Source organism: Paenibacillus sp. 1-8 (assembly GCF_056316205.1).
Genome location: NZ_CM149995.1, coordinates 4,446,646 through 4,467,475, shown reverse-complemented (window position 1 = coordinate 4,467,475; position 20,830 = coordinate 4,446,646). Strand labels below are relative to the sequence as shown.

General features: G+C 47.1%; 21 protein-coding genes. 16 read left to right on the top strand and 5 right to left on the bottom strand.

Features of this window, described 5'->3' with window-relative positions:
- Positions 1–10: 10 nt before the first annotated feature.
- From AC0WRU_RS20700 to AC0WRU_RS20690, 3 genes are all read left to right on the top strand, one after another.
- On the top strand, positions 11–994 hold the full coding sequence (locus AC0WRU_RS20700; RefSeq protein WP_476126143.1) for a FecCD family ABC transporter permease: 984 nt from the start codon (positions 11–13) through the stop codon (positions 992–994).
- Positions 984–1,787 (top strand): ABC transporter ATP-binding protein, encoded by an 804-nt coding sequence (locus AC0WRU_RS20695; RefSeq protein ID WP_476126142.1) that lies wholly within the window; start codon positions 984–986, stop codon positions 1,785–1,787. The genes AC0WRU_RS20700 and AC0WRU_RS20695 overlap by 11 nt, the downstream gene beginning before the upstream one ends.
- Positions 1,788–2,045: 258 nt before the next feature.
- Positions 2,046–3,674 (top strand): ABC-F family ATP-binding cassette domain-containing protein, encoded by a 1,629-nt coding sequence (locus tag AC0WRU_RS20690; RefSeq protein WP_025684072.1) that lies wholly within the window; start codon positions 2,046–2,048, stop codon positions 3,672–3,674.
- A gap of 176 nt (positions 3,675–3,850) precedes the next feature.
- On the opposite strand, the gene AC0WRU_RS20685 is transcribed toward AC0WRU_RS20690, so the two are convergent.
- Positions 3,851–4,036: a hypothetical protein gene (locus AC0WRU_RS20685; RefSeq protein WP_013311941.1), complete on the bottom strand. Its 186-nt coding sequence runs from the start codon at positions 4,034–4,036 to the stop codon at positions 3,851–3,853.
- Positions 4,037–4,578: 542 nt separating this feature from the next.
- Here AC0WRU_RS20685 and AC0WRU_RS20680 point away from each other — a divergent pair.
- Together AC0WRU_RS20680 and AC0WRU_RS20675 are read left to right on the top strand one after the other, a co-directional pair.
- Positions 4,579–5,448 (top strand): cation diffusion facilitator family transporter, encoded by an 870-nt coding sequence (locus AC0WRU_RS20680; protein WP_476126141.1) that lies wholly within the window; start codon positions 4,579–4,581, stop codon positions 5,446–5,448.
- 191 nt (positions 5,449–5,639) lie between these two features.
- A complete protein-coding gene (locus AC0WRU_RS20675) occupies positions 5,640–6,809 on the top strand; it encodes a C40 family peptidase (protein ID WP_476126140.1) in 1,170 nt (389 codons plus the stop codon).
- A gap of 138 nt (positions 6,810–6,947) precedes the next feature.
- On the opposite strand, the gene AC0WRU_RS20670 is transcribed toward AC0WRU_RS20675, so the two are convergent.
- Positions 6,948–7,115 carry a DUF1328 domain-containing protein gene (locus AC0WRU_RS20670; RefSeq protein WP_025684491.1) on the bottom strand — a complete coding sequence of 56 codons (168 nt, stop codon included), beginning with the start codon at positions 7,113–7,115 and terminating at the stop codon, positions 6,948–6,950.
- A gap of 257 nt (positions 7,116–7,372) precedes the next feature.
- Between AC0WRU_RS20670 and AC0WRU_RS20665 the strand changes: the two genes are divergently transcribed.
- The 11 genes from AC0WRU_RS20665 (at position 7,373) to AC0WRU_RS20615 (ending at position 19,396) form a co-directional block, all read left to right on the top strand.
- Positions 7,373–7,894, top strand: a complete 522-nt coding sequence (locus AC0WRU_RS20665; RefSeq protein ID WP_476126138.1) for a DUF948 domain-containing protein — start codon at positions 7,373–7,375, stop codon at positions 7,892–7,894.
- 51 nt (positions 7,895–7,945) lie between these two features.
- Positions 7,946–8,464, top strand: a complete 519-nt coding sequence (locus AC0WRU_RS20660) for a hypothetical protein (RefSeq protein WP_476126137.1) — start codon at positions 7,946–7,948, stop codon at positions 8,462–8,464.
- 100 nt (positions 8,465–8,564) lie between these two features.
- Positions 8,565–8,906 (top strand): YflT domain-containing protein, encoded by a 342-nt coding sequence (locus AC0WRU_RS20655; protein ID WP_025684488.1) that lies wholly within the window; start codon positions 8,565–8,567, stop codon positions 8,904–8,906.
- Between the two features lie 194 nt (positions 8,907–9,100).
- Positions 9,101–10,282, top strand: a complete 1,182-nt coding sequence (locus tag AC0WRU_RS20650; protein WP_476126135.1) for a PP2C family protein-serine/threonine phosphatase — start codon at positions 9,101–9,103, stop codon at positions 10,280–10,282.
- A complete protein-coding gene (locus AC0WRU_RS20645; protein ID WP_476126134.1) occupies positions 10,266–13,985 on the top strand; it encodes a response regulator in 3,720 nt (1,239 codons plus the stop codon). The genes AC0WRU_RS20650 and AC0WRU_RS20645 overlap by 17 nt, the downstream gene beginning before the upstream one ends.
- An 80-nt stretch (positions 13,986–14,065) precedes the next feature.
- A complete protein-coding gene (locus AC0WRU_RS20640) occupies positions 14,066–14,935 on the top strand; it encodes a CheR family methyltransferase (RefSeq protein WP_476126133.1) in 870 nt (289 codons plus the stop codon).
- Between the two features lie 19 nt (positions 14,936–14,954).
- On the top strand, positions 14,955–16,625 hold the full coding sequence (locus AC0WRU_RS20635; protein ID WP_476126132.1) for a response regulator: 1,671 nt from the start codon (positions 14,955–14,957) through the stop codon (positions 16,623–16,625).
- A 112-nt stretch (positions 16,626–16,737) separates the two neighbouring features.
- The gene (locus tag AC0WRU_RS20630) at positions 16,738–17,076 is read left to right on the top strand and encodes an STAS domain-containing protein (RefSeq protein ID WP_025684483.1); all 339 of its coding nucleotides are present in this window, start codon (positions 16,738–16,740) and stop codon (positions 17,074–17,076) included.
- An 18-nt stretch (positions 17,077–17,094) separates the two neighbouring features.
- Positions 17,095–17,547 (top strand): anti-sigma B factor RsbW, encoded by a 453-nt coding sequence (gene rsbW, locus AC0WRU_RS20625; protein WP_014278092.1) that lies wholly within the window; start codon positions 17,095–17,097, stop codon positions 17,545–17,547.
- Entirely contained in the window at positions 17,544–18,317 is a 774-nt protein-coding gene (locus AC0WRU_RS20620; protein ID WP_476126131.1) for a sigma-70 family RNA polymerase sigma factor, read from the top strand. The genes rsbW and AC0WRU_RS20620 overlap by 4 nt, the downstream gene beginning before the upstream one ends.
- Positions 18,318–18,427: 110 nt before the next feature.
- The gene (locus tag AC0WRU_RS20615) at positions 18,428–19,396 is read left to right on the top strand and encodes a magnesium transporter CorA family protein (protein WP_476126130.1); all 969 of its coding nucleotides are present in this window, start codon (positions 18,428–18,430) and stop codon (positions 19,394–19,396) included.
- A 90-nt stretch (positions 19,397–19,486) separates the two neighbouring features.
- Here the strand turns inward: AC0WRU_RS20615 and AC0WRU_RS20610 are convergent, their stop codons facing one another.
- The 3 genes from AC0WRU_RS20610 to AC0WRU_RS20600 all read right to left on the bottom strand — a co-directional run bounded on the left by AC0WRU_RS20610 (position 19,487) and on the right by AC0WRU_RS20600 (position 20,702).
- Entirely contained in the window at positions 19,487–19,900 is a 414-nt protein-coding gene (locus AC0WRU_RS20610; RefSeq protein ID WP_476126129.1) for a DUF5665 domain-containing protein, read from the bottom strand.
- Between the two features lie 97 nt (positions 19,901–19,997).
- On the bottom strand, positions 19,998–20,402 hold the full coding sequence (locus tag AC0WRU_RS20605) for a YtxH domain-containing protein (RefSeq protein ID WP_476126128.1): 405 nt from the start codon (positions 20,400–20,402) through the stop codon (positions 19,998–20,000).
- Positions 20,403–20,444: 42 nt separating this feature from the next.
- The gene (locus AC0WRU_RS20600) at positions 20,445–20,702 is read right to left on the bottom strand and encodes a GlsB/YeaQ/YmgE family stress response membrane protein (RefSeq protein WP_476126127.1); all 258 of its coding nucleotides are present in this window, start codon (positions 20,700–20,702) and stop codon (positions 20,445–20,447) included.
- Between the last annotated feature and the right edge of the window lie 128 nt (positions 20,703–20,830).

Here is a 20,830-nt window from a genome sequence, read left to right as displayed (position 1 = left end):
AGCTGATGACATGTCGAAAAAAGGTTGGAGTTTTATCGTTGTAATCGCCTTGCTCATCGGTGTCATTCTCTATTCAGCGATGACAGGAAGTCTCAAGGTGAATTTGAGTCAATTGGTGACCGGATTGTGGACAGGTACGGATAATCAGGTCAATGTGGTTAAGGATCTGAGGCTACCGAGAATTATCGTAGCTGTGATGGCGGGAGCCGCGCTTGCGGTGGCGGGTGTTTTGCTGCAAGCCGTGATGAAAAACCCGCTGGCGGATGCCGGGGTTATCGGTATTTCTTCGGGGGCGGCTCTGGTTTCGCTGATAGCCGTTACGATCTTTCCGGCGCTCTATTTCTGGATGCCCTTCTTTTCTTTTATTGGTGGTGCGCTGGCCTGCCTGATGGTTTACGGATTTTCATGGAAATCCGGGCTGCATCCGATTCGTCTGATCTTGATCGGGGTCGCTGTGAATGCGATTTTTTCGGGTCTGGGGCAGTCGTTTTACTATCGGGGGAGTTATGCGGTCACCAGCATTAATCAGGTTACAACCTCAACCTTGTCCATGAAAAAATGGGTCGATGTCGAGGTTATTTTGACCTATGGCGGGATTGGGCTGATTTTAGCTATGCTCGTGTTCTCCTGGTGCAATTTTTTGTCTTTGCAAGATAAAACGGCTAAAAACCTGGGATTCAATGTGACGCGTGCGCGGCTTTTGATCTCCGTCATTGCGGTGCTGCTTGCGGCAACGGCTACAGCCATTGCTGGAGTTATTGCCTTTATCGGCCTGCTCGTTCCGCATTGTGCCCGCTACTTGGTGGGTTCGGATCACAAGTGGCTGATTCCGTTCTCTGCTTTATGCGGGGGATTGCTGCTACTGCTCGCGGATACACTGGGCCGGACGGTACTTGCTCCCAATGAAATTCCGGCTTCTATTATTATGGCCGTCATTGGCGGGCCGTTCCTGATATTCCTGATCAGAAAGGCGGATCGCACCTATGGACATTAAGGATATTACCTTTTCATATGACCGGAAAACGGATCGTCTTCACGCCATCAATGCTGTCATTGAGCCGGGACGGATTACGACCATCATTGGTCCCAACGGCTGTGGCAAATCGACGCTGCTTAGCGTCATGTCGAACAATGCGGCTCCCCGCCTGGGTCAGGTGATTTTGGACGGTAAAGAGATTGTCCACTACAAGCCCAAGGAGCTAGCCCGTCAACTGGCGGTGGTTCATCAGCAGAATGAGGCACCCTCTGACCTGACCGTAGAAAAGCTCGTCAGCTTCGGAAGACTCCCGCATAAGAACATGTTCACAGCGAGACGTGACGAGGACGAGCAGGCGGTCGAATGGGCGATAGCCTGTACGAATCTGGAGGAACGCAGAACACGCACGCTGGACCAGCTATCCGGGGGAGAAAGGCAGCGTGTATGGATTGCAATGGCCTTGGCACAACGGACACCGATTTTATTTTTGGATGAGCCGACCACCTATCTGGATATGTACTACCAGCTTGAAATTTTGGAACTCATCCGGCAGTTAAATCAGGAACACGGCCTGACGATCGTAATGGTGCTGCATGATATCAATCAGGCTATTCGGTATAGCGACGTTATGATTGCCATGAAGGAAGGGCGCATTATAACGAACGGTCCGCCCGCTAAGGTCGTCACATCTGATATGATTCAGGCAGTATACGGCGTGGAAGTAGTCGTAAGACATGACGCTGAGGCGGGAATGTATCTTATTCCGATTGGTGTGGGAGCTTCCGTACATTTACAAGCACAGGGAGTGTAGATACTGCCTGCTGAATGGCTCGTCTGTCTCCTGGTGGCATCGAATTTGGAAACAAGAAAAAGTGGTTCTGACCCGCGTTTTTGTCAGGAGACAATCGTGGGGATGGAAGCATTTTTTATTTTATTTTTAGAATATCGACGGAGGTTTCAGGGTTGTTCGGTTCACACACGGTTCGAATCCGATCCGTTGTGTGTTATACTATTGCCGTCGGTAATTTTGTGATTAGCACTTTACTAATGATAAGGATGGTATGCTCATATGATCAGTACAAGCGGCGTAACGCTTCGTTATGGTAAACGCCCACTTTTTGAAGACGTAAATATCAAATTTACTCCTGGGAACTGCTACGGCCTGATTGGGGCGAATGGCGCGGGCAAATCTACCTTTTTGAAAATTCTTTCCGGTGAAATCGAAGCCAATTCAGGTGAGGTTCACATGACACCGGGCGAACGGATGGCAGTGCTCAAGCAGAACCATTACGAATACGATGAATTCCCGGTTCTGGAAACCGTTATTATGGGCCATACGCGTCTGTATGAAATCATGAAGGAAAAAGATTCGCTGTACGCTAAATCGGAATTCACAGAGGCAGACGGCCTGCGTGCCGGCGAGCTTGAAGGTGAATTTGCGGAGCTGAACGGATGGGATGCCGAGCCGGATGCGGCTTCATTGCTGATCGGTCTTGGTATTCCGCGCGACCTGCATGACAAGAACATGTCTGAGCTGAGCGGTAATGACAAGGTACGTGTTTTGCTGGCTCAAGCGTTGTTTGGTCGTCCGAATAACTTGCTGCTCGATGAGCCTACCAACCATTTGGATCTCGAATCCATTCAATGGCTGGAAAATTTCTTGATGGACTATGAAGGCACCGTCATCGTCGTATCCCATGATCGTCACTTCCTGAACAAGGTATGTACACATATTGCGGATATTGATTTTGGCAAAATCCAGATGTACGTCGGCAACTACGACTTCTGGTATGAGTCCAGTCAGCTTGCGCTTGCCTTGACTCGTGATGCCAACAAGAAAAAGGAAGAGAAGATCAAGGAGCTGCAAGCCTTTATTCAGCGCTTTTCCGCGAATGCTTCCAAGTCCAAACAGGCTACTTCACGTAAAAAACAATTGGATAAAATTACGCTGGACGATATTCGTCCGTCGAACCGTAAATATCCGTTCCTGAACTTCAAGCCCGAACGCGAAGCGGGCAAACAACTCCTGACAGTAGACCGTCTCAGCAAATCCATTGAAGGCGAGCAAGTGCTGAATGAGTTCAGTCTGGTTGTGAACAAAGGCGATAAAATCGCGTTTGTCGGCCCGAATGGTTTGCCTAAATCAACGCTCTTTCAGGTATTGATGAACGAAACGGATGCGGATAGCGGTGAATTCTCTTGGGGGATTACCACCACTCAGGCTTATTTCCCGAAAGACAATTCCACCTATTTTGAAGGTGTGGATATGAATCTCGTGGAATGGCTGCGCCAATATTCCAAGGATCAGGACGAAACGTTCCTGCGTGGCTTCCTGGGACGTATGCTCTTCTCAGGTGAAGAAGCGCTTAAGAAAGCAAGCGTGCTGTCCGGAGGCGAGAAGGTTCGCTGTATGCTGGCCAAGATGATGCTGAACGGCGCCAATGTGCTGCTGCTGGATGAACCGACCAATCACTTGGATCTGGAATCCATTACAGCGCTGAACAATGGTCTGATCGACTTTGACGGTACCGTGTTGTTTACATCTCATGACCATCAGTTCATTCAAACCATCGCGAACCGTATCGTGGAAATTACGCCAAACGGTGTAATCGACCGTACGATGAGCTATGATGAATACTTGGAAAACGATGAAATCGCAAAATTGCGTGAACGTATGTATCCGGTAGAAATCGGCTAAAAACCAGCTAATTTCAGTAAATAGATAAACGAAAAGAGGAGCTCCTTCAGGCCATTTATGATGGCGGGGGAGACTCCTCTTTTTCGTTTGCGCCATTACCAATGGCTTACACCGCCAGGGCTACAGGGCAAAGATAATCCTGCCTGAGTCCGGTGCAGTTAGCCTAACGGGTTGGCTTATGATCCGCCTGTACGACGGCGTTGGTTGTTCGGCTTCTTCGTATTTTGGCTTTTCAGTGTTTTGGCGGAACCGCCTTGAAAGCCGCCCTGCTGTGAAGCGCCGGACTGCTGTTTTTTTTGTGCCAGCTTTTCCCGAATGGCATCTGCGAGATTAACTTTACGTGGTTCATTAGCATCGCTCATGAATAAATTCCTCCTGTTGCCGCCAAATTCATGTCAATCATGCTGGATTGAAGGAAAACGCGGCTGTGTCCCCATTTTATACGTTTTTAAAAGAAGGGACAAGGGCAACAATGATAACATGACGACGGGGCGGACCGGAAGAGGGAATGCATTTTTTTGCATAAAGGAAAAAAAGTTTTATATACCCCACAGGAATGGGGCTTGGCAATACTTTTTCGTTGTTCCTACAGCGATGCGGAGCGGAAAGACTGTTTCTCTAGACCCACACAAAGATCGTCTGCTATCCTGAAAATAACCGTTACCCGAAGGCAAATGGTTAGTTTTAGGGCAGCTACGCTGCTGTTTTGGAAAGCACTGTTTACCGTAGAAGTGCAGATCGTTTGATCGGTTTATTTTCAGGGCAGCTATGCTGCTATTTTTATTTTGGGTTGGCACAGTATGAAACGACATAAGTGTTTATCCTGACTTTTATGGTTCTCCCGTGACTATGGTGGTGAGATCGTTCTGTCGGGAACTCTAATTTTGAAGGAGTGTTCCCCGTTGTGGTGAATGTGTATGATGAAATACGAAAAGGTGAGCGAGGAGCATGGGTGAGCATTATCGCCTACCTATTTCTGTCTGCCTTTAAGCTGATTAGCGGATATATATTTGCTTCCAGTGCGTTGCTGGCCGATGGATTTAACAATGTCACTGATATTGTGGTGTCCGTTGCCGTACTGATCGGTCTGCGAATATCTCAAAAACCGCCGGATTCCGACCATGCCTATGGACATTTTAGAGCGGAAACGATAGCGGCGTTGCTGGCATCCTTTATTATGACTGTCGTCGGTCTTCAGGTGCTTATTGGCGGGATCGGAAGTATTTTCAGAGGTGGCAAGCAGACACCTGATATCACTTCTGCGGGAGTAGCGGTAATATGTGCAGTCATTATGCTGGGAGTATACATGTACAACAACAGACTGGCCCGGAAAATTAACAACAAGGCGTTACTGGCGGCAGCCAAGGATAACCTGTCAGATGCGCTCGTCAGTATTGGTGCAGCGGTTGGTATTATTGGTGCACAGTTTGGTTTGCCATGGCTGGATACGGTTGCGGCGATAGCGGTAGGATTTATAATCTGTAAAACGGCGTGGGATATTTTCAAGGACTCTACACACAGCCTGACGGATGGTTTTGATGAGCAGGAGCTGTCAGACTTACGTAGTACGATTGCTCATATACCCGGTGTAGAGGGGATTCGTGATGTCAAGGCACGGGTACACGGCAATCATGCTTTGGTGGATGTTGTCATAGAGGTGAACCCGCAACTCAGCCTGATTGAAGGACATCGGATCAGCGACCGGATTGAGGAACGCCTGCAAGAGGTTCATAATACGATGCATGTTCATGTTCATGTAGAACCCAAATTATAGATTATTTATTTAATAATTAGTGGTAAAAATGACTTTAGACCTATGCATAAAAGGTGTGTGTGCTGCCTTTTGTGACGTTTGGATTATATCTCTCTTCCTGTTGCTTTTACTATAATGAAAGCATGTCCGGCTATATTCGTCGGAATTGGACTTGCTCTTTAAATTCGTAAAAACAGCCAGGAGGTGCAACATTGAGAAGACGCGTGTTGGGAATGCTCATGACGTCAGCCGCGCTGTTGGCAGCAATTCATGTGACGCCGGGTCAGGTTGACGCAGCGGCATCGACAGCATCTACCGGACAGAAGGCGGTTATTCAAGCGGCAGTAAAGCTTAGATCCGGCCCTTCGACTACGGGAGATGTAGTCAGCTTTATGAAGCAGGGAGAGGCCGTAACGGTATTGGAGAAAACAAACAGCTATTGGTATAAGATCAAGACGTCTGATGGGGTAACTGGATACACAAGCAGCTCCGACAAGTACATAAAAGTAGGCGCTACCAGCGTCGCTGCTGCTGTCACCGAGCCTGCCGTCCGTAAACCGGAGGCCAAAGAAGTGCTTAAAACTAACAGTTCAGCTAAAGAGGCTCCAGCCTCAGTGAATAGTTCTGCCAGTCAAATGAAAGCTACGATTCAAATGTCCGTTCGTTTGCGGGCGGAGGCATCCACTTCATCCGAGGTTTTGGGCTATTTGAATGCAGGAGATATCGTCACCATTACAGATCCAAGTAACGCCTATTGGTTTAAGATTACCAATGCTGATGGCACGGTGGGCTATGTCAGCTCGTCTCCACAGTATATTCGTATTGGTGAGGGCGTTGTTGTGCAGCAGCCTGTGGCTGCTCCAGTAACATCTGCTCCTGACACTACCGTGATTCCTGCGGCAGCATCTCCTGCGGAAGCCATAAACGTGCCTTCTGGTGACGCAGCGGATGCCATTGAACAGGTTATTAACACAGGGATGACTTATCTCGGTACTCCATATGAATATGGTTCGGATCGTAACAGTACGGCTACTTTTGATTGCTCGGCATTTACCCGTCAAATTTTCCGTCAGGCTGCAGGTATTCAGCTTCCGGCGGATTCACGTTCACAGGGTGAGTGGATCAAACAGAATAGTCAGCCAAACACAGACATGACCACGCTGAAGCGTGGCGATCTGCTTTTCTTTACTAACTACAACGCATCTTCCGGGGCGTATACGTCCTTGGACAATTCCTCCCAAACGATTACACACGTAGCCGTATATCTGGGAGACAACAAGCTTCTTCATACGTTTTCTGTAGCGAGTGGCGGTGTGAAAGTTACGGATTTCAGCAAGCCTTGGCAGGATCGTTTCCTGTTTGGGGGTAGCGTAATCCAATAAAGCGCCATTAGCCTTAAAAAATTACGCATCAAAAATAGGATGTTCCACAACCCTGTAATTGGGGCGGGAACATCCTATTTTTAAGGCTATATAATGATATATCTTCACTACACTTGTTTCAGACTTCCTCTATTACGACTATGACGCTCGTCTTCTTCCGGTAAAGAGTGAAATGACGAACAACACCAGAAATAACACAAACAATATTTTGGCGATTGTAGCAGCTAGGGATACAACGATACCAAAAAAACCTAAAATCCCGGCGATCATGGCAAAAACTAAAAATAAAGCGGACCATTTCAGCATGTTCTGCATCCTCCTTCAATTGTATATAATGTGGCATACTCACGCCCGATAGAGCGTGGCTGCGAATGACGGCTGAATCCTTTGAATCTTTCGTGGCTGTGCCATCGTTATATGTTTTAAACCGTGCCCTAATCTGTGAAACATAGCGTCAGGAGTGGGGGGAAGGCGAGCTGCAACGTTGTTTCGTGTCTGGACGTAAGGGGTAACTATGCAGTAATCATAAACATCATCGTGAAAAACGAAAGAGAGGTTAGGCCATGTTAACACAGGTCAGTATTTTTATTATCGCTATTGCATTTGCAGTTCTCGTTATTTTCCTCATTAGAACACTTAAAGCAGCACAAGGATCTCTGGAAAAGGTAACTCAAACTCTCCAGGATGTACAAAAAACGGTAGATGAACTGAGCTATGAAGTAAAGCAAACGGTTCGACATGCCAATGATATTACCGCAGATGTTGATCATAAATTGAAGCAGGTGGAGCCAGTAATGGAATCGGTTAGAAACTTGGGCGAGGTGCTTAACGAAGTCACTCTGGCGGCGAAGCAGGCTTCAGCGGCATTAATCACCCGGTTTCAGAAGCCGCATCATACAGTGGATAAAAAGACCGATACGGAAACCGCGATCAAGTCAGCTGCGTCGAGCAGGCCGTTAACTTCAACGGAACGGACGGTTCAGAGCTACAATGCGACCTACGAGGAGCCTGCGGCAAAGCCGGCTAAAAACTGGTTGGGTTATGTAGATATCGCTGCCGGGGTGTGGCAGAAAATGCGTCAGTAGCATAGCGACTGAACCGTAAACTATAGGAAATTCATTGAAAGGGTGAGAATTATGATGAAGATTTTATTGCTAGCTGCTGGTTTGCTCACTCCCTTTTCCGGACAGGATACGGTTCAGCAAGCCGTTTCCCCGCATACGGCGGGGCATGTAGTAAGGGCTGTGCAGACGATTCCCGCCAAAAATGCCGTACTGGCTGATTTTCATACGTTAAACGGCATTTCTCTGGACGATACGCGTATGGATGTATTGAAAAAACTGGGCAAGCCCCTTCGAGTGAAAAAGGATATGCTGCTGCTTTCTACGGAATATCAATATCCTGACGTGGTGGTCGGTTTGCGAGATGATATGGTTTCTTATGTGCATGTGGATCCCGCTGCCGGACGGATCAAGGTCAATGACGAGTGGTTGCCGCTAAAACGGCAAACGCTGGATAAGGCGCTGGGTGGCTCGCAATTTACAGCGGAGGATGGCGAGGTATACGTTCGTGGACAGCGTGCGATCAAAGTTTTTATGGATGAGTCGTCCGATAAGCCTAAATATGTCGAGCTTTTTGATGAAACGGAGTGGTAATGTATCTAATTTTAAGAGCATGACATAACATGGAAGTTTCAAATGAATGTACAGCGTGTAATAGTCAGAGAAGTCAATCCTAATAAGGAGCGTGAGAAACATGAATCAGACCCATCATAAATCTTATGCCAAAGTGGTAGAGAACGGTGTACAAGCCGTTGAAGCGGTGAATGAATTGCGCAACACGGGCTATCGTTATGAGGATGTGTTCGTGCTCGCTCATGATCAGGACCGGACGGATCGTATTGCAGATACGGTGGATGCCAAGGAAATCGGGATTAAGGAAGAGGGAGTTTTTGACTCATTAGCCAATCTGTTCCGTTCCCGTGGCGACGAGCTTCGCGCTAAAATTACTTCCTTGGGATTTACAGATACGGAAGCTGATTTTTACGAAAAAGAACTGGATCAGGGCAAAGTTCTGGTTATTGCCAAAAAAGCTTGATAACGCCGGTTGAGCAGGGAAACAGACTGGCATTAGAGCTGAAAAAGAGGATGCTGAACGCCGCACAAGTGCTTCGTGGTTCCTCCAAAAACATAGATAAGGAATGGGGCGAGGGCCTCATTCCTTATCTATGTTTTTGGAATGCCTTCTTATGGAGAAGCTATAATACATGGGTTACAGATAAGGAGAGAAAAATGAGAATCCTAATTGTTGACGATAATCCGACCAATGTCATTATTATTCGTGAAATATTAAAGAAAGAAAATTATAGGGATGTTATCTCTGCCAGCTCAGCCGCAGAAATGTTAGAGCATCTGGGGATCGGCGACCGTACCATCAGTCTGCGCCCCCGACCTTCCGATATTGATTTGGTTCTGCTGGATATGATGATGCCTGAAATGGATGGTATCGAAGCTTGCAGCATCGTGCAGGAGTACGAGCATTTGAAAGATATACCTATCATCATGGTAACTGCTGTAGGCGATTCCAAGAAACTGGCAGAGGCACTGGATGTAGGGGCCGTCGATTACGTCACTAAGCCTATTAATAAGGTAGAATTAATGGCCAGAATACGGCTTGCCTTGCGTCTCAAACAAGAAAAGGACTGGCATAAAGACCGGGACCAGCGGATTCAGGACGAGCTGAAGCTGGCCGCGATGGTACAGCAGGCGGTGCTTAGTCCTGCTATTCATGACTCGGTCCTGCAAGTCAATGCCCTGTATCAGCCTTCCTTTGAACTGGCGGGAGACTTATATTCCTGGTATCCGCTAGGGGAAGGTAGATATGCGATTATTTTGCTGGATATGATGGGTCATGGCATTTCTTCTTCACTGTTCTGCATGTTCATTGCATCTGTACTCAAGGATACCGTGACCACGTACGTAGAGCCCGAAAAGGTGATTCAGGAGCTGAATCGTCGCTTTAATCAACTGGATTTGGGCAAGCAGCTCGTGCAGTATTATTTTACGGCAATCTATATGGTCATTGATACCCGTTCTCGGCGGATTGATTATGTGAATGCGGGGCATCCACCTGGGCTGCTGTTTAGTCAGGACGGGAGCATCACCAAATTTGACCGTGCATGCAGCCCGGTAGGTTTGTTTGATAAAATTGATGCGGAAATGCACACGATCCATTATGAAGGAACGGGGCATATCGCTTTGTATACCGATGGCTTGCTAGAGGCCGTAGAGGGCGAATATGAAGAACAACTGGAGTATTTGACCGCGTGTCTGCGCAAGCATGAGGAATGGAATGAAGAAGCGATGCTGGATGCTTTTTTTCGTAAAGAGGCACCGAAGGATCGCGATGATGATAAGTGCCTGATCTGGATTGAATTGAAAGAGGGAGAGAGCTTGCATGAAAATCAGAAATAAACTGCTGATCGGCTTTGGGTCGCTAATGGCGATCCTCCTTGTGCTGACACTGATCAGCTATGATCGAATGGGGAGTCTGAATGAGCAGCTAAATCAGGTTTACCAGGACCGCTATATGAAGGTCCGAAAAACAACGGCCATTCGCGGTCAGGTGAACGATATGGCGAAGGTTATGGCCAACCTGATCTTGAATCCAGGGTCCTCCGTCAGTGAGGCTAAAGGCGAGCTCGATGATATATCTGCTTCTGGAGTGAATGTGCTGTCTAGTCTGCAAAACAGTTCCGGTACCAGCGAAGAACAGCAGCAAGTCGATCGGGTAGCTGTCGCATGGAAAGAATTTTTAAGCTACGAAGAGAGGCTCGTTTCCTTATTGGGGCAAGATCGCATTGATGAGGCGAATGCTTTCCGCAATAGCACAGGTTTGCCTGCTCAAGAGGAGGCGATGGACAGCATTAATGACCTGGCCGTTTTTCAGGATCGGGAAATAGATCATGATATGGAGCAAGCCAATCAGGCTTATCAGGAATCCGTGCAGATTACCACGATTCTGATGGTCGCCGGGCTGCTTATGGGGTTATTGGTTATCTTGTGGGTGCTCCCGAGTATTGCCAAAGGTCTAAATATCGTTAACCTCATGATCAACGGCTTTGGCAAAGGAAAATACAGGGCGATCAGCCGCATGAGTGTCGCTTCCAAGGACGAAATCGGGGAGGTTGCCCGCGTATTTCAACAAATGGCTGGAAACCTGGAGGAAAAACGCAAATTTGAGCATTCCGTTCTTCAGACGCAGAAGGATCAAACCTGGCTTAATGCCAACACGGCACGAGTAACAGAGCTGTTCCGAGGTGTGTATTCACTGGACCAGGTCGCACAGATGTTTATCAGTGAGTTTACGCCCATCTTGGGAGGCAGCTATGGAGCCATCTATTTGCAAGGAAAAGATGTAGAAGACAACCGATTTAAGTTATACGGCTCCTATGCGAAGGCGGCTGGCGAAGATTCGATCAAGGACGTTATCCATGTTGGCGAAGGCTTGCTTGGACAATGTGTTCTGGATCGTAAGCCGATCCTGATTACAGAGGCTCCTGATGGGTACTTGTCCATCGGCTCCGCATTGGGGGCGAGTAAGCCGGTGGGAATTATGATTTTTCCTATATTGTTCGAGGACGATTGTATCGGTGCTGTGGAAGTAGCGTCGCTGGACCGCTTTAGTGATCTGGAAACGAAGCTATTTGCTCAATTAGTCGAGAGCTTGGGGATTATTTTGAACAACATCAAGGGACGGATGCGGGTAGAGCAACTGCTGCGCGAATCGCAGGCGTTGACCGAGGAATTGCAGTGCCAGTCCGAAGAGCTTCAAACCCAGCAAGAGGAGCTCAAGCGTTCTAACGAAAATTTGGAGGAGCAAACAGAGGAGCTCCAACGTTCCGAGGAATTGTTACAGCGTCAACAGGAGGAATTGGAGCATTTTAACACTGAGCTGATTGCCAAAACGAGAGCGCTGGAAGAGCAGGTTCGGGAAGTGGAGGAAAAGAACGACGAGATCGAACGTGCGCGTGCCCAGTTGGAGCAGCAGGCGATGCAGTTGGGCATCACAAGTAAATACAAATCGGAGTTTTTAGCCAACATGTCGCATGAATTGCGTACTCCGCTGAATAGCTTGCTCATTCTTTCTCAGCTCCTATCCGAGAACAAGGACGGCAATCTCAAGCCCAAGCAGGTAGAATATGCACAGACCATTTATATGTCAGGCGCGGATCTACTGAAAATGATTGATGAAATTCTGGATTTATCCAAAGTGGACGCCGGGAAAATGGATATTAACCATGAAGCCGTCAATCTGAAAGAGCTGAAGGTGTTTGTGGAGCAAAATTTTGCTCCAGTCGCAGCCAAACGTGAGCTTCAATTGCATACCGAGATTGCAGAGAACTTGCCAGATGCCATTATAAGTGACGGTTATCGTCTCAAACAAATTTTACGTAATTTGCTGTCCAATGCGTTCAAGTTCACTATGGAAGGTTCTATTCGTTTTCGTGTTTCTCGGGCAACCGGAGAGCAGCTTCCCGATCTGCTAAATCCACGAAAATCATATCTGGCCCTATCTGTGCGTGATACGGGCATCGGGATTGCTTCGGATAAAACGGATCTGATCTTCGAAGCCTTCCAGCAGGTAGATGGTACAACTAGCCGGAAATACGGCGGAACTGGGCTTGGCTTGTCGATCAGCCGCGAGCTTTCCAGATTGTTGGGCGGCGTCATTACCGTGGAATCCGAGCAGGGACAGGGCAGTTGCTTCACACTGTTTTTGCCGGAACAAACGCCTACGATTGAGGATATGGATTCTCATTCGAGAGAGGAACTTTACAGTGCCGATGTGAACCCGGATTTTGAGGATGTCGCAGCATCGGCAGAAACGGATATTCCAATGATTGTGCCTGCTGAACGGTTGCCATTGTATCAGATGCCCTCGAAGAACAAAGCAGAGGACATTATACATCCGGGCGATGACCGGAACGAGATTGCCTCGCAGGATAAAGTGCTGCTGATTATTGAGGATGATATTAATTTTGCTAAAATCCTGTACGACATGGCCCGTAGTCGGGGCTTTAAGGCGCTGATCGCCCTCCAAGGAGACGATGGGCTGAACATGGCTCATTCCTATTTACCGGATGCCATTATTTTAGATATTCAGTTGCCTGTGATGGATGGCTGGTCCATTTTGGGCGAGCTGAAAGGAAATGCATCCACACGTCATATTCCGGTGCATGTCATTTCGGTCATAGATGATGTGAAGCAGGGCTTGATGATGGGCGCGATTGCCTTTCTCAAAAAGCCTTCTTCGAAGGAAAGTCTGGATAAGGCATTTTCACATATTAAATCATATACAGATAAAATGGTGAAACGTCTTCTCGTGGTCGAGGACGATGATAATCAGCGTAAATCCATTATTGAACTGATTGACCATGACGATGTTGCCATTACGGCGGTATCGACCGGTCAGGAAGCACTGAATGAACTGGCAACCCAGCGGTATGACTGCATGGTACTGGATCTGATGCTAAGCGACATGACAGGCTTTGAATTGCTCGACCGCATTCGGGAGAATGAGCAACTAGCCGATCTGCCGATCATTATTTATACAGGCAAAGACCTGAACAGCAAAGAAGAAACGCAACTGCGCAAATTTGCGGAGTCCATTATTATTAAGGACGTCAAATCGCCCGAACGGCTTTTGGATGAAACGACCCTGTTCCTGCATCGTGTCGAGGCGAATCTTCCAGAGGACAAACGCAAAATTTTGCAGAAGCTATATAACAAGGAAGAATTGTTTGAAGGTAAAAAAATACTGTTGGTGGATGATGATATTCGGAACGTATTTGCTCTGTCCAGCGTGCTGGAAAGCTACCGCATGGAGGTTACCTTTGCGGAAAATGGAAGAGAAGCGCTCGAACTGCTGGAACGAACACCTGATTTTGATCTGGTGCTAATGGATATGATGATGCCGGAGATGGACGGATATGAGGCCATGCGGCGCATTCGAATGATGCCGCAATTCGAGAAGTTGCCTATTATTGCGCTGACAGCCAAGGCCATGAAGGATGACCGTTCCAAGTGTATTGAAGCGGGCGCTTCCGATTATGTGAAAAAGCCGATTCAAACCGAACAGCTTTTGTCATTAATGCGGGTGTGGTTGTATTCGTAACCCGAAAAAATGGGTAATATAAATCAACACATGATTGGAGCGGTACAAGGCAAAACCTATTCAGGAATTGGAGAGAGATTATGACATCGAAGGATATGGCGGATAATGCTGCTAAAGAATTAAAATCGAACGAAGCTGAGCGGGAAATGATTGAAATTGAGCTGTTGCTGGAAGGAATTCATCGGCTGTACGGCTACGATTTTCGTAACTATGCTCTACCTTCGATCAAGCGGCGTATTTATTATCATGCACAGTCCGAGAATGTTAGCACGATATCAGGGCTTCAGGAGAAGGTGCTGCATGATCGCAGCGCCTTCGACAGACTGGTACAAAGCCTTTCAATTCCAGTAACCGAGATGTTCCGCGATCCAGAGCTGTTTCTGAATTTCAGGCGGAAAATAATACCGATTTTACGGACATATCCGTATATTCGAATATGGCATGCAGGTTGCTCGACAGGTGAGGAAGTATACTCGATGGCGATTATGCTGCATGAGGAAGGCTTATATGATAAAGCCCGTATTTATGCGACGGATATGAATAACCTGTCTTTACAGCAGGCGAAGGAAGGCGTATACGGGATTGATCGAATGAAGCTGTATACCAAAAATTATTTGGAGTCGGGAGGCACGCAATCGTTCTCCGAATATTATACAGCCAAGTATGATTCAGTCATGTTTCATCCTTTTTTACGTAAAAACATTATTTTTGCGGAGCACAACTTGGCGACAGATCGGTCCTTTAACGAGTTCAACGTTATTTTTTGCCGGAATGTCATGATTTATTTTAACGATGAACTTCGCAACCATGTACACGGGTTGTTTTATGATAGCTTGAGCCATTTTGGCGTATTGGTGCTTGGGGCCAAGGAATCCATACATTTTACTGATTATAGTGATTCCTACGAGCCGCTGGACCGGATAGAAAAAATATACCGGAAGATTAAATAGAAGTGCTTAGGAGGATCCCATGGGGCTTCATGAACCGATTCATATACTGCTGGTAGATGACAGACCTGAGAACCTGCTCGCTCTTGAAGCGGTGCTGGAGAGTGAACAATATAATTTGGTAAAGGCAACATCCGGGGAAAAAGCACTGCGATGTCTGTTAAAAGATGAATTCGCACTGGTAGTCCTTGATGTGCAAATGCCGGGTATGGATGGAATTGAGACTGCAAAGCTGATTAAGGCCAGAGAGAAGACGAAAGATATTCCGATCATCTTCATTTCCGCTAACAGTAAGGAAGCGGAGCATTTGTTTGCCGGTTATTCAGCGGGTGGTATTGATTATATGGTGAAGCCATTCATCCCTCAAATTCTCAAGTCCAAAATTGAAGGCTTTGTGCAAATGTATCTGACCAACAAACGCCTGAAAACACAGTCCATGCTGCTTCATCAGAAGACGCATGAGCTGGAGAAGATGAATAGCGAACTGATTGCCGCCAAGGAGGCAGCCGAAATCGCAGCCAATGCCAAAACGGAGTTCCTGGCTATGATGAGCCATGAAATTCGGACACCTATGAATGGTGTGATTGGCATGATTGACCTGTTGATGGAAACAGAGCTGCAAAGCGATCAGCAGGAATATGCCGATATCATCCGCCGCAGTGCAGATGCGCTCGTAGCGGTCATTAACGATATTCTGGATTTTACCAAGCTGGAGTCAGGCAAAATGGAGATAGAGGAATATCCGTTTGATCTGGTTTCCTGTATCAAGGAAGTTTTCAGCCTGTTTACAGTGGAAGTAAATCGAAAGAATCTGGAGATGGATTATTTTCTGGATGAGCAGCTACCGCCAGTGTTATACGGTGATATGGGAAGACTGCGTCAGGTTCTCATTAATCTGGTATCCAATGCCGTCAAATTTACAGATCGTGGCGGCGTATACGTCTTTGCATCTGTCAGAGAGCGTAGCGATAAAGGACTTACCGTTGAGTTTTCCGTGAAGGATACAGGCATTGGTATTGAGCCAGCCAAGGTCGGAGGGCTGTTTCAGCCCTTTTCCCAGCTTGATTCTTCGATGACGCGCAAATATGGTGGAACTGGTTTAGGACTCGCTATTTGCAAAACATTGGTGAACATGATGGGCGGCGATATCCGTGTGGATACAAGTGGAGAGCAGGGGGTAACATTCCATTTTACAACGAAGCTTGGCTTTGCTCAGGAAAATGAACTGGAGGGAGAGTCCAGTCACGAATGGGAAATTCCCCATCAGAACTCCTCAAGCCGTAAACCTGTACTGGTCGTGGATGACCATCCGATCAACCAGAAGCTGATGGTTAATATACTGGATAAGCTCGGTTTGGCTTCGGATGTGGCAGCAGACGGGCAGCAGGCGCTTGATATGGTCATGGCTAACCAGGATTATGACTATATCTTCATGGACCTGCAAATGCCTGTGATGGACGGATTAGAATGTACGGGCAAGGTGCGTGAACAATTGGCGGGAAGGTCACAGCCTGCTATTATCGCCATGACAGCGAATGTGATGGATGGTATTCAGACCCGATGTATTGAAGCCGGAATGAACGATTATATTAGCAAGCCCGTGAAGATCAGCAGTGTAAAACAGGCTCTACTGCGGCATTCTCCGGATCATTTTCCAATGCAGTCAGGCAAAGATCAAATCCACGAGGCGTAGCCTGATGCGTAGATGGTGACATTTGGAAGGTGCAGAAAGCATCATACGGTGATTCAAGCGATCGTATAATGGGTTAGTATGTAAGGAAATCTTTTTTTGGGAGAGTAGACCTATGAATACTAATAAAAATGAGAAGTTCAATGCGATTACAGAAACAAGCGATGGCGTAAATACCGTTTATCTTAGCGGAGAGCTGGATCTTTCGGTGGCACCTGATTTTCGTCTGGTGATGGAGCCTTTGGTGGGGGAATCCGGCCAGGACTTGATTATTAACTTAAAAGAGCTTAAATACATTGACAGTACAGGTATTGGTATTTTGTTATCTATTTTAAAGGCAAGGCATGGGATGGAGTCCCGGTTTGCCGTTCAGGAGATACCACCTCAAATTCAAAAACTGTTCGATATGACCGGTATTGCCAAATTCTTTGTCCCCCAGGAGAATTCCCAATAGGAAAGGAAAGAAAAAGAAATGAACGCTCAAATTCAAAAAGTAGTTCTTAATTTGCCGGCAACTGCTGACTTTGTTGATATTGTAAGATTAAATTTATACGGAATTGCCGCGAAAATGGGATTCTCTTACGAGGATATAGAAGACATGAAAGTGGCTGTATCTGAAGCCTGTAATAACTCTGTTCTTTATGCTTACGGTCATGAGGGTGGAGTGGTGGAAGTAACATTCGAATTTGACGAAGCTTCGTTGTCCATCCGTGTCAAAGATGAAGGGGAGAGCTTTGAACGCGTGGAGAACCCGTCCCGTCTTGCATCCTTGCATGACAAAGAGCTGAATGATGCACAGGTAGGCGGACTAGGCTTCTATCTCATGCAGGCGCTTATGGACGATGTCCATATCTTGAATGAGACTGGAAAAGGCACGGAAGTCGTGCTTGTAAAGCGTCTGGTCAGAAGCGAGGAAAAAGTATGAATGAAAAGGTAACTCCCCCGGAGTCGATGGATGAAGCCGTTGGTCTAATCTGGGAGTACCAGCAAACCAAAGATAACGAGATTGCTACCGTGCTGATCCGCAAGTATGAGCCAATGGTCAAGATGGCTGCCGGGAAAATCTCCCGTAACCGCCCGGACTTATACGAGGATTTATATCAGACCGGTCAGATGGCTTTGATACGTCTGCTTCAGCAATACGATATCAGCTTGGGTATCCCCTTTGAACCGTATGCTATGAAAAGCATGCTGGGACATATGAAAAATTATTTACGCGACAAATCCTGGTACATTCAGGTTCCCCGCCGCATCAAGGAAAAGGGTGCGCTCGTTCAGCATGCCATCGACGAACTAACCGTTAAACTGGAACGTTCGCCGAATGTGAACGAGATTGCGGAGTATTTGGACCTTACCGTGGAGGAAACGATCGAAGTGCTCGCAGGTCGTGAGTGCTACCATTATGTGTCACTGGACTCCCCTTTATCCCAGGAGGAGAGTGCGGCTACGTTAGGCGAGCTTATCAGCTCAGATGCCAACGACTACGACACTGTGGAAAAACGAATGGATTTACAGCAAGCTCTAAGCCAACTGAAAGAGCAGGAACAGAAGGTGCTTCTTCTGGCATTTCAGGATGGTCAATCTCAACGTGCGATTGCGCAGACCTTGGGCGTATCGCAGATGAGCGTTTCCCGTATTCAGAAACGGGCAACGGAAAAGTTGAAGCAGATTATGTCTAATCCCTCTATTTCATGAGAGGAAGACAGCCTTCATGGTTTCAATTACTGGACGTCACATAATAAGGACACGCCATTCCATCAGGGAAGCGTGTCCTTTTTTAAAGCGGAAAAGGAGGGGGAGGAAGTGTGAAATCCACGACAGCATTTGAACAGATTTCCTCCTTTCGCGGAGGATGGGAATGGTGGGACATCAGCGCTACAGGCTGGCAGTCCCCCGTCATACAAGAGTTAAAAGATAAGCTCCCGGACGCTCGGGAATGGCTGGACAAGGTAGAGGATATCCCGTCCAGTTTTATTTCTGTACGTTTTCCGGATGGCGATCAACCTTTGATATGTGGCTCGCTAATCTATTCCATTCAGGAGGAAATCGACAGTCAACGCGATTGTAACAAGTTCTATTTTCTCGTGCTGGACCAGAAATTAGTAACCTTAAACCTGGATCAGAATACCCGCGAAATCATGCACACGGTTGAACGTCAAAAAATGCTCGACCGATGTGAAAGTGCGGCTGATGGAATGTTTGTGCTGGCGAGGGCCGTTCTTCATTATTTTCATACGGGAATGGACAAATTCGAGATTAACCTCAGAAAACTGGAAGAGGGTATGGAGAAAGGAAATGCTCGTACGCTGATGGATTCTATATTGAATGCGCGTTTTGAGCTGCTGTATTGGAGCAATATGTTCATTCCTTTTTCAGAGCTGGTGACGGCTTCCCGGGAGGCGTATCTTGATGAACTGGAGGAAAATCGTTTTTTCAAGCAACTGCTTCACCGTGTCAATCGAATGGAAGGGCTGTTCCGGCATTATGAAAAGGAAATTGACACGCTGATCTTCATTGACGATGCGATTTCTGCATTTAGGGGCAATGAGATTACGAAGACGCTCACCATTGTAACGGCTGTATTTACGCCTGCAACCGTAGTGGGCGCCATTTGGGGCATGAACTTCGAGAATCTGCCCTGGATCAAAACAGGCTGGGGTTTTACGGCCGTGATTACGGCGACCCTGTTAAGTATGGTGGGGATGTACGGCTGGCTGATGATGAAGGGATGGACAGGAGATTTGCTGAAAGCTAACAAGCGCAACAAGCTCTAGCGCAGTCATCCAAAATGTACAGATCAAAACGATCCATGGTAATGGGTTGCGTGTACGCACGAACCTCCGTTACTATGGATCGTTTGCTGTCTAATTTCCGCCTTGGCTCATTTTGATATAGCTTAGCAGCTCGGCAATGAAATCTCCGATGATCGGAAGATTCAGTTGTACAAGGAAGCTGAGCAGCCAAGCGAGCAGCGCGAGTATGACGACCGTACCCAGCGTAAGACCAAGACCCCTTGCAATGCCTGCGGTCAGGTTACTGATGATTCTTTTTTTGGGATTGGAATAGGTCTCCAGTACATCGCGAAATTCTACTTTTTCCAGCATGTCGGCTATTTGATCTAAGCGCTTATTAAGCCGCTTCACTTCATGACGCAGTTCAAAAGGGTGCTCATTCACGTCAAAATCCCTGGGTTCATCCTGACCCTGCCGGGGATGAAAGGTCCGTTTGTTGTTTACGCTAAGGTCATCTCCATACGAGTTTGGCTTGCTCATCGTCATCCCTGCCTTTCTGTCATCTAAAAAACAGCCAGCTTCGTGCATGCTGGCTGTTCAGTGTTTTTAGGTCTATTCTTGTTGTACACAGAATTCCCTGACATTAGGAAGTGGCGTTTAATTGTTTTTGTGTTTCCTTGGCAGCTTGGGCCGTTGCATCCATAATTTCTTGATCAGCCTTGACTGCTTCATCAGCAACATCGGCAGAAGCTCTGGCTACGCTGGATAAAATAATGTCTTTGCTACCTGATACGGTTTTAGCTACATCTTCTGTTTTGGTGGAAACCGTTTTGGCCAAATCCGTTGCTTTGCTGCTGACTACGGATGCAACGTCTTTTGTTTTATCGGCAACAACTGTAATTTTATCAGACAAATCGCTGCGCAAATCGCGGCCTGGTTTCGGCGCGAACAGCAGGGCTGCCGCAGCACCAATCAAACCTCCGATGAATAAACCCTTTGCAAAGCTTGAAGTATTACCTACCGTATCTTGATTATCAATGTTACTCATGTCATATCACTCCTCTTATAGAATAAAAAAAATATATAAATGTTAGGTAGCCCTTCTTAAAAGCCTGGACACAAGTCCGAGCAGGAACACAAATAATGCGGTTCCGAGTATGGCCGGAATGACTGCAAAATCACCGATGACCGGACCCCAGTTTCCCAGTAGCGTGGCACCAAGCCAAGCTCCTGCAAATCCGGCGATCATAGAGCCCACAATGCCTCCGGGCATTTCATGGTCAGCGAGCGCGTCGCCAATCAATCCGATAATAATAGCCATTATAATACTTAATACAATTCCCCACACATGGATCGCCCCCCTTATCCTTCAGTTTACAGAAACGTCTGTCTAACAGAATCATAACGATTTTTGTGAGTGGTGAGTTTAGAGTGCTGCATTGTCTTGCTTACTTCGTATATAAACGCCGTGACTCC

Coding starts and splice junctions, on each gene's coding strand:
- AC0WRU_RS20700 (WP_476126143.1), top strand. CDS start 11: ATGTCGAAAAAAGGTTGGAGTTTTATCGTTGTAATCGCCTTGCTCATC.
- AC0WRU_RS20695 (WP_476126142.1), top strand. CDS start 984: ATGGACATTAAGGATATTACCTTTTCATATGACCGGAAAACGGATCGT.
- AC0WRU_RS20690 (WP_025684072.1), top strand. CDS start 2,046: ATGATCAGTACAAGCGGCGTAACGCTTCGTTATGGTAAACGCCCACTT.
- AC0WRU_RS20685 (WP_013311941.1), bottom strand. CDS start 4,036: ATGAGCGATGCTAATGAACCACGTAAAGTTAATCTCGCAGATGCCATT.
- AC0WRU_RS20670 (WP_025684491.1), bottom strand. CDS start 7,115: ATGCTGAAATGGTCCGCTTTATTTTTAGTTTTTGCCATGATCGCCGGG.
- AC0WRU_RS20665 (WP_476126138.1), top strand. CDS start 7,373: ATGTTAACACAGGTCAGTATTTTTATTATCGCTATTGCATTTGCAGTT.
- AC0WRU_RS20660 (WP_476126137.1), top strand. CDS start 7,946: ATGATGAAGATTTTATTGCTAGCTGCTGGTTTGCTCACTCCCTTTTCC.
- AC0WRU_RS20655 (WP_025684488.1), top strand. CDS start 8,565: ATGAATCAGACCCATCATAAATCTTATGCCAAAGTGGTAGAGAACGGT.
- AC0WRU_RS20650 (WP_476126135.1), top strand. CDS start 9,101: ATGAGAATCCTAATTGTTGACGATAATCCGACCAATGTCATTATTATT.
- AC0WRU_RS20645 (WP_476126134.1), top strand. CDS start 10,266: ATGAAAATCAGAAATAAACTGCTGATCGGCTTTGGGTCGCTAATGGCG.
- AC0WRU_RS20640 (WP_476126133.1), top strand. CDS start 14,066: ATGACATCGAAGGATATGGCGGATAATGCTGCTAAAGAATTAAAATCG.
- AC0WRU_RS20635 (WP_476126132.1), top strand. CDS start 14,955: ATGGGGCTTCATGAACCGATTCATATACTGCTGGTAGATGACAGACCT.
- AC0WRU_RS20630 (WP_025684483.1), top strand. CDS start 16,738: ATGAATACTAATAAAAATGAGAAGTTCAATGCGATTACAGAAACAAGC.
- rsbW (WP_014278092.1), top strand. CDS start 17,095: ATGAACGCTCAAATTCAAAAAGTAGTTCTTAATTTGCCGGCAACTGCT.
- AC0WRU_RS20620 (WP_476126131.1), top strand. CDS start 17,544: ATGAATGAAAAGGTAACTCCCCCGGAGTCGATGGATGAAGCCGTTGGT.
- AC0WRU_RS20610 (WP_476126129.1), bottom strand. CDS start 19,900: ATGACGATGAGCAAGCCAAACTCGTATGGAGATGACCTTAGCGTAAAC.
- AC0WRU_RS20605 (WP_476126128.1), bottom strand. CDS start 20,402: ATGAGTAACATTGATAATCAAGATACGGTAGGTAATACTTCAAGCTTT.